This is a genomic window from Geobacter sp., assembly GCF_027327745.1.
GTDB lineage: Bacteria > Desulfobacterota > Desulfuromonadia > Geobacterales > Geobacteraceae > Geobacter.
On the sequence record NZ_DAHVYG010000068.1, the window covers coordinates 71,796 to 77,899 of the forward strand.

General features: G+C 60.7%; 10 protein-coding genes. 3 read left to right on the forward strand and 7 right to left on the reverse strand.

What is annotated here, in order from left to right:
* From flgC to M6689_RS12890, 6 genes are all read right to left on the reverse strand, one after another.
* On the reverse strand, positions 1 to 447 hold the full coding sequence (gene flgC, locus M6689_RS12865; RefSeq protein WP_298272405.1) for a flagellar basal body rod protein FlgC: 447 nt from the start codon (positions 445 to 447) through the stop codon (positions 1 to 3).
* Positions 448 to 517: 70 nt separating this feature from the next.
* Positions 518 to 1,183 (reverse strand): ABC transporter ATP-binding protein, encoded by a 666-nt coding sequence (locus M6689_RS12870; RefSeq protein WP_298272408.1) that lies wholly within the window; start codon positions 1,181 to 1,183, stop codon positions 518 to 520.
* A 60-nt stretch (positions 1,184 to 1,243) separates the two neighbouring features.
* The gene (locus tag M6689_RS12875) at positions 1,244 to 2,404 is read right to left on the reverse strand and encodes an FtsX-like permease family protein (RefSeq protein ID WP_298272411.1); all 1,161 of its coding nucleotides are present in this window, start codon (positions 2,402 to 2,404) and stop codon (positions 1,244 to 1,246) included.
* Positions 2,405 to 2,432: 28 nt separating this feature from the next.
* Positions 2,433 to 2,960: a DUF2318 domain-containing protein gene (locus M6689_RS12880; protein ID WP_298272413.1), complete on the reverse strand. Its 528-nt coding sequence runs from the start codon at positions 2,958 to 2,960 to the stop codon at positions 2,433 to 2,435.
* A gap of 185 nt (positions 2,961 to 3,145) precedes the next feature.
* Entirely contained in the window at positions 3,146 to 3,577 is a 432-nt protein-coding gene (locus M6689_RS12885; protein ID WP_298272414.1) for a heavy-metal-associated domain-containing protein, read from the reverse strand.
* Positions 3,578 to 3,590: 13 nt separating this feature from the next.
* Positions 3,591 to 3,989, reverse strand: coding sequence for a hypothetical protein (locus M6689_RS12890; RefSeq protein ID WP_298272417.1), 399 nt, complete (start codon positions 3,987 to 3,989; stop codon positions 3,591 to 3,593).
* Positions 3,990 to 4,320: 331 nt separating this feature from the next.
* Between M6689_RS12890 and M6689_RS12895 the strand changes: the two genes are divergently transcribed.
* From M6689_RS12895 to M6689_RS12905, 3 genes are all read left to right on the forward strand, one after another.
* The gene (locus M6689_RS12895) at positions 4,321 to 4,845 is read left to right on the forward strand and encodes a FixH family protein (RefSeq protein ID WP_298272419.1); all 525 of its coding nucleotides are present in this window, start codon (positions 4,321 to 4,323) and stop codon (positions 4,843 to 4,845) included.
* Between the two features lie 90 nt (positions 4,846 to 4,935).
* Complete coding sequence (locus M6689_RS12900) at positions 4,936 to 5,136, forward strand: hypothetical protein (protein ID WP_298272421.1); 201 nt, start codon at positions 4,936 to 4,938, stop codon at positions 5,134 to 5,136.
* Positions 5,137 to 5,179: 43 nt separating this feature from the next.
* Complete coding sequence (locus M6689_RS12905; protein ID WP_298272424.1) at positions 5,180 to 5,326, forward strand: hypothetical protein; 147 nt, start codon at positions 5,180 to 5,182, stop codon at positions 5,324 to 5,326.
* A gap of 8 nt (positions 5,327 to 5,334) precedes the next feature.
* On the opposite strand, the gene M6689_RS12910 is transcribed toward M6689_RS12905, so the two are convergent.
* The gene (locus M6689_RS12910; protein WP_298272426.1) at positions 5,335 to 5,718 is read right to left on the reverse strand and encodes a response regulator; all 384 of its coding nucleotides are present in this window, start codon (positions 5,716 to 5,718) and stop codon (positions 5,335 to 5,337) included.
* Positions 5,719 to 6,104: the final 386 nt, after the last annotated feature.

Here is a 6,104-nt window from a genome sequence, read left to right on the forward strand (position 1 = left end):
TTACTTGGAGCCGATTTGCAAGGCTTTCATCTGCATGTCCATCCCCGCCTTCATGGAGGTCACGTTCGCCTCGTAGGCGCGGGTGGCCGTCATCATGTCGGCCATCTCCTCGACCACGTTCACGTTCGGATAGGCCACGTACCCCGCGGGATTGGCGTCCGGGTGGGTCGGATCGTAGCGCAGCGGCGGCGGAGACTGGTCCTCCACGATCGCCACCACCTCCACGCCAGGGGGGTCGCCTCTACGCGCCCCGTCCAACATCGCCGCGAAGGTCCCCTGCCCCGGCGGCACGGCGGCAAAGACGGCGTCCTTGCGCCGGTAGGGTCCCCCCTCCGCAGTCCGCGTGGAGTTGGCGTTGGCCAGGTTCGAGGAAATGAGGTTCATCCGCTTCCGTTCGGCCAGGAGAGCCGAGCCGCTGATCTCCATTGCGTTTTCCAGTGGGTCCATTGTTTTTCCTTGTCATTATATCGCCAATATCACCAACTGCATGGAAATCACATGTGTTTTTAAATGTGCGTCAGACGACCGCCCCGTCCCGCAGGATGATGCCTCGGTCGGCATAGTGGCAGTTCTCGGGGTTGTGGGTGACCATGACGATGGTCTGGCCGCCGCCGTTCAGCTCCCGGAAAAGCGCCATGACCTCGTCGCTGTTCTTGGAGTCGAGGTTACCGGTCGGCTCGTCGGCGAAGAGGATGTGGGGGCGGTTGACTATGGCCCTGGCGATGGCGACCCGCTCCTGCTCGCCACCCGAGAGCTGATTCGGCAGCCGGTCGCACTTGGCGCCGAGCCCGACCCGCGAGAGTGCATTTCGCGCCGCCTCCCGCTTCTCGTCGCTCTTCATCGGCGCGATGGTGAGGGGAAGCATGACGTTTTCCTGGGCGGTGAGGTACGGGATCAGGTGGAACGACTGGAAGACGAACCCGAAGTTCTGCGCTCGGAAGTCGGCCCGCCCCTCGTCGCCGAGGGTGTAGATGTCGGTGCCGTCCACCGCCACCTTTCCGCTGGTCGGGTGGTTCATGCCGCCGAGGATCGAGAGGAGCGTACTCTTCCCCGAGCCCGACTGCCCCATGATGCTGATGAACTCTCCCGCGTCGATGGCGAGGCTTACACCCTGCAGGGCCTGGACCGTCTCGTCGCCGCAGGCGTAGTGCTTGTGAAGATCGCTGATTTCGATGAGTGCCATAGTTTCCCCGTTGTTCTTGTTTTTTCCCGGTCCCCGATCCCCGGTCCCCGGTCCCCGCCTTTAGAGTGCTCGGAGCGCTTCCGTCGGGTCCATCCGGCTCGCGTGGAGTGCCGGATAGAGACTGGCAAGAAGCCCCACGGCCACGGCGAGGCCGATGGAGCCCGACGCCACCAGGGTATCCCAGACAAGCGCCGCGTTCTTGCTCTCGGTCATGAACGGCAGAGCAAGCTTGGCCGCCCCCATCCCCGTGGCGTAGCCGAGGAGGCCGGCCAGAAGGCTCACCAGGGCCGCCTCCAGGAGGATGATCCGCATGATGTGGCTCTTCCGGAAGCCGATGGCGCGGAAGACGCCGATCTCGGTGGTCCGCTCGTTCACGCTCCCCATCATGGTGACGAAGACGATGAGGGAGCCGATGAAGAACACCACCCCGGCGACCCCGTAAGAGAAGCGCTTGAACTGGTCGAGGGTCTTGAGCCGTGACTCCACCACCTGCTGGATGGCGGAGACCTTGGCGTCGGGGAGCTTCTCGGCGATCTGCACCACCATGTCGCCGATGGGGCAGCCGGCGCAGAGGGCCGCCACCTCGACGAGGGTGATCCGCCCTTCCTTGCCGAGGAGCTGCTGCGCCCGCTTCAGGGGGGCGAAGACGAGGGAATCGTCCTGGGAGCCGGTCTGTTCCAGGACCCCCGCCACCTTTAGCCGGCGCCCCGCAACGTCGACCGTGTCGCCGGGGGAGAGGTGGAGGGTGTCGGCGGTGGTGCTCCCGAGGAGGATCTCGTCGTCACCCGCGGGAGTGTCGCCGAAGATCCGCCACCACTGCTTCATCTTGAGCTCCTCCGCGAAGTTGACCCCGACGAGGAGGACATCCTTCTCTTGAAGCTTCACCCCGCCGAGGACCTTGGGAGAGACGGAGAGGATGTTGCGGCTGTTCTTGATCTCGCGGACCTTCGCCAGGTCGGCCTCGTGGATCTCCTTCTGGTCGAAGCTCACCCGGCCGAGGCTGATCCCGCCGTAGGTCATGGAGAGGTCCTCGCTCTTGGGGGTGATGAGGATGTTGGCGCCGAACTCGTCCATCTTGTGGGCGATGTCGTTGGACATGGACTCGGTCAGGGTCACGAGGGTGACGATGGTGGCAATGCCGACGAGAAGGCCGATGGTGAGGAAGGCCATCTTCGCCTTCCTCCGCCGCAGGTTGTTGAGCGATATTGTGTGGAGTTTCATGGTGCTGGAACCTCGATATCCCGATGGGTTAGAAAAGCCGCGCCCCTTGCTTCAGCTCGGCGGTCGAGACGATCACGCTGCGCCCGTCGTTCGCGTGGGGGAGGTACGACGGGTTGCAGCCGCCGACGGTGTGGGGGCCGATCCGGTTGGTCTGGAACCGCTTCCCGCAGTTCTTGCAGACCATAGCGTCGCCCGCCTGTTCATAACCCTTCTTCTCCCGGAAGCAGACGTCGCAGGAGTCGAAGGCGGTGTGGATCTGCCCGTCGCTCCCCTTGACCACGAAGAACCTGATCTCGCTGCCGCCGTCGGCATAGCGGTAGAAGTGGGCGGCCCCGTCGGAGACCTTGCTGAGGGAGATCGCCACCGTGCCGTTCACCACCTTGGCCTTCTCGAACTTCGACATGCCGGGGAGGGTGAGCGCCCCCACGACTCCCGCGCCGAGGAGTAGCGCCGCGGCTACGAGGAAAGGCCACTTCGGCAGCGTTTTTTTCGTTATCGGTTTCGCGGCCGCGGGGGCCGTCTCGATGTTCGTGCTCTTTCTGCTTTTCTTGCTCATGGTTTGGTTCTCCTTCTCTTTGGTTATGCCGATTAGGACCAATCTTCCGCAAGACCAAGTCCCCCTTTGACAAGGGGGGGTTTAGGGGGATTTGCCTTTGATTGCTGCTGGAAAATCCCCCCTGGCCCCCCTTTTTCAAAGGGGGGTAACTTTTAGCGGAAGATCAGTGCTACTCAGGTTGTTGTTTATTTTGTGGGGCAGCACCCGCCGCCGCACCCTCCCGCCTTGGGGACGGCAAGGGAGGCGAGTTTTCTGCCGGTCATGGCCTGGTACTGGTCCGCCGTCATGGTCTGGAGGATGCTGCTGCCGTAGCCGGCGGCGGTAACCGTCTCGGCGATGGTCTCGGGGGTGATGCCCTTCGAGTCGTAGGCGACCGTGACCCGCCCGGCATCCACGTCGACCGCCACCGACGCCACGCCCGGCTTCGCCCGGAGCGCCTTGTCGATGCGGCTGGCGCAGCTCCCGCAGCTGAGGCCCAATGACTTAAGCACCACAACCGAATCGGCCCGCAGCTCCGGCCCCTCCTGCCCGATGGCGAAGACCACCCCCGCGCCGACCGCCAGCGCCAGAATCGCGCCGATCACGAATTGCAGCACCTTGTTCCCCTTCAAACCCATAAATCCACTCCTTTCATCGCGCTATCCGACAGTTCCCTTCGCATCCCCCGGTCCGTCGGGGGTATCTCCCGGTCAGCTCCTTGAATTCCCCGATGCTCAGGACCCGCCAGACCTCGCTCCCGTGTCCCGCTCCGCCCACCATCGCCACCAGCGCGTCGGGGGATACCTGTCGCGAATCGTAGCCGACGGCGACCAAACCCTCCTCGGCGGCAACCTCAACCGTGGCGACACCCGTTGCGTTGCTAAGCGTCTGGACGATTTTCCTTGCGGAGTCGTCAACCTTCAGGCCGGCGGCCTTCAGGATGACCACCTGATCGGCAACCGGCCTGATGCGTACCTGAAAGGCCGCAAGCACAAGGAGCCCGACGGCGGTCACTGCCAGAAGAATATTCACGAGTTTTATCTTATCCATCACTGCCCCTCGTGCTTCGCATCGATGCGCGACAGTCGGTTCCGGCAGCCTGCGGGTTTCGGTAAGGTGGGGTCGTGCGTCATGTTCGCGAGAAGCTATTACAATAGCCGTGCCAGTTGTGTATTGTGCTGATTTTATTGGATCGTTGCGCAAGACGGGCTGATGTGAATGGTGAAATGTGGGGAATATTATTCAGTAGGTGTGGAATTTTCTTGATTCGGGGAGGAGAGGAGGTCGCCATTTTGGGGTGAATTGCCGATTTTTCAGGTGGTTACAATGATGGCGCACGGTTTGCTTAGAGACTCGGAAAATACGATCAAACGGAGGTCCCATGAAGCAAACACTTCTCAGCATCCTCTTCTCCCTCGCCGTGCTCCTTCCGGCGAGCGGGTTCGCCCTGGAGCAGAGCTTCTCCCAGAACGGCGTGCGCGCCAGCGTCAAGCTGTCACCCGATCAACTCGTCGCGGGAGAGAACGTCACCCTGAAGCTGCGGCTCGAGAAGGATGGGCATCCGGTCACCGACGACAGGGTTACCCTGGAGGTCTACGAGAAGGACGCCGCCGCTCCCATCATGACGAAAGAAGTCGAACTGCTCGAGGACGAATATCTCGAGACCTGGAAGTTCGAGAAGCCGGGCGATTACCGGGTGGTGCTCGCCATAGCCGATCCGCAGAAGTCCGGCCAGGCGCTGCGCTACGAGGTGATGGCGTCGGTGGCGCAAGCCGGCGCCGCCGGGGAAGCGGGGCACGAAGAGCACGGCTTTTTCGCCCACCACTTCGGCAAGGGCAAGTGGGGGTGGTGGGGAGCCGGGCTCATGCTCCTCATCATGGTGCCGATTATGGCCCTGGGGTTGTAGGGAATACGACAGACCCCAGCCCGCACCGGGAAGCTACAGCGGCGGTCACGGTGGCGGGCACTCACACTAATTGATGAGGAGGAAAAAGAAATGCACACCAAGGTCGAGGAAATATCATCCCGTTTTCTGAACAGAATGTTCTTTCTCAAATTTCTCGCACTTTCGGCACTCGTCGGTGGCGCGCTTCTGACATCGGGATGCATGGCGTTCATGCACGGAGAACACATGGGGCACCATGCCCCGCACGGCGAGAAGACCGAAAAGCACGCCGACGACGATCATGCGCACTGAAAAAAGCTGAGAAAGCACACAACCAATCGGAGGAAAACGACCCATGGCGAGAATTTTCGACAATCTTACCGACCTCATCGGGAAGACGCCCCTTTTACGGCTCCGCAAGGTAACCGCGGGGCTTGAGGCCGACGTAGTGGCGAAGCTTGATGATGGCATTATTATTTTACTAAATTTTTCTTTTATCTGACGGAATGTTCAGGATTGCATGACGAACCAGAGCAGTGGCAGCAGTTCGTCCGGCTCATATGGCATATGTACAATTCCCGCCACTCCTGCAATCGCTGCCTGTTTCCCGAGTTCTTCAGGCGGGTCGGCATCACCGAGAAAGACGAACAGGCCGGACCTTATCGCAAGGGCCGCGCGGGCCAGCTCGACGCCATCCATATCGGGAAGCCGGGTATCGGCAACCATGACCGTCCAGGGTTCGGCGGCAAGCGTTGCCAATGCCTGTCCGCCACTCTCCACATGGGCAACTTTCAGGTTACCCCTTGTAAGGACCTTTTCGATTTCAGCGCATCGCTCCAGCTCGGTCACGAAAAGGAAATCCCCGCACTCCGTTTGGGTCTCGTCCGTATACATTTTCCCTCCGACGTTTAGAAATACTGTGCTCCCCCTCGTCCACGGGGGGTATCACCCTTTGCTCGATTCGCTTTTATACAAAAGGCGCACCAACTATTCAAGTTGCAGTAATAACGGCAAAACAGTCTATTGCCGATTCCGGCGGTAGACAAATATGAAGAATAATCAGCAGCATGTGTTTAATATTCTTCACAACTTGATGCGCCAGTTTTCATCCCGATTGCAGTCGACATATCCCCCTCTACAGAAGTAACGGCTATGTAAGAAACATGCGGACAATCACTGTAGCGCGCCCGGTACCCTGGACACAAGATAAGAGTCACGCAGCCATTTTGAGTTGATACTCCTCGAATGCCTGTCGTGGGCTTCTGAAACCGAGTTTTTCG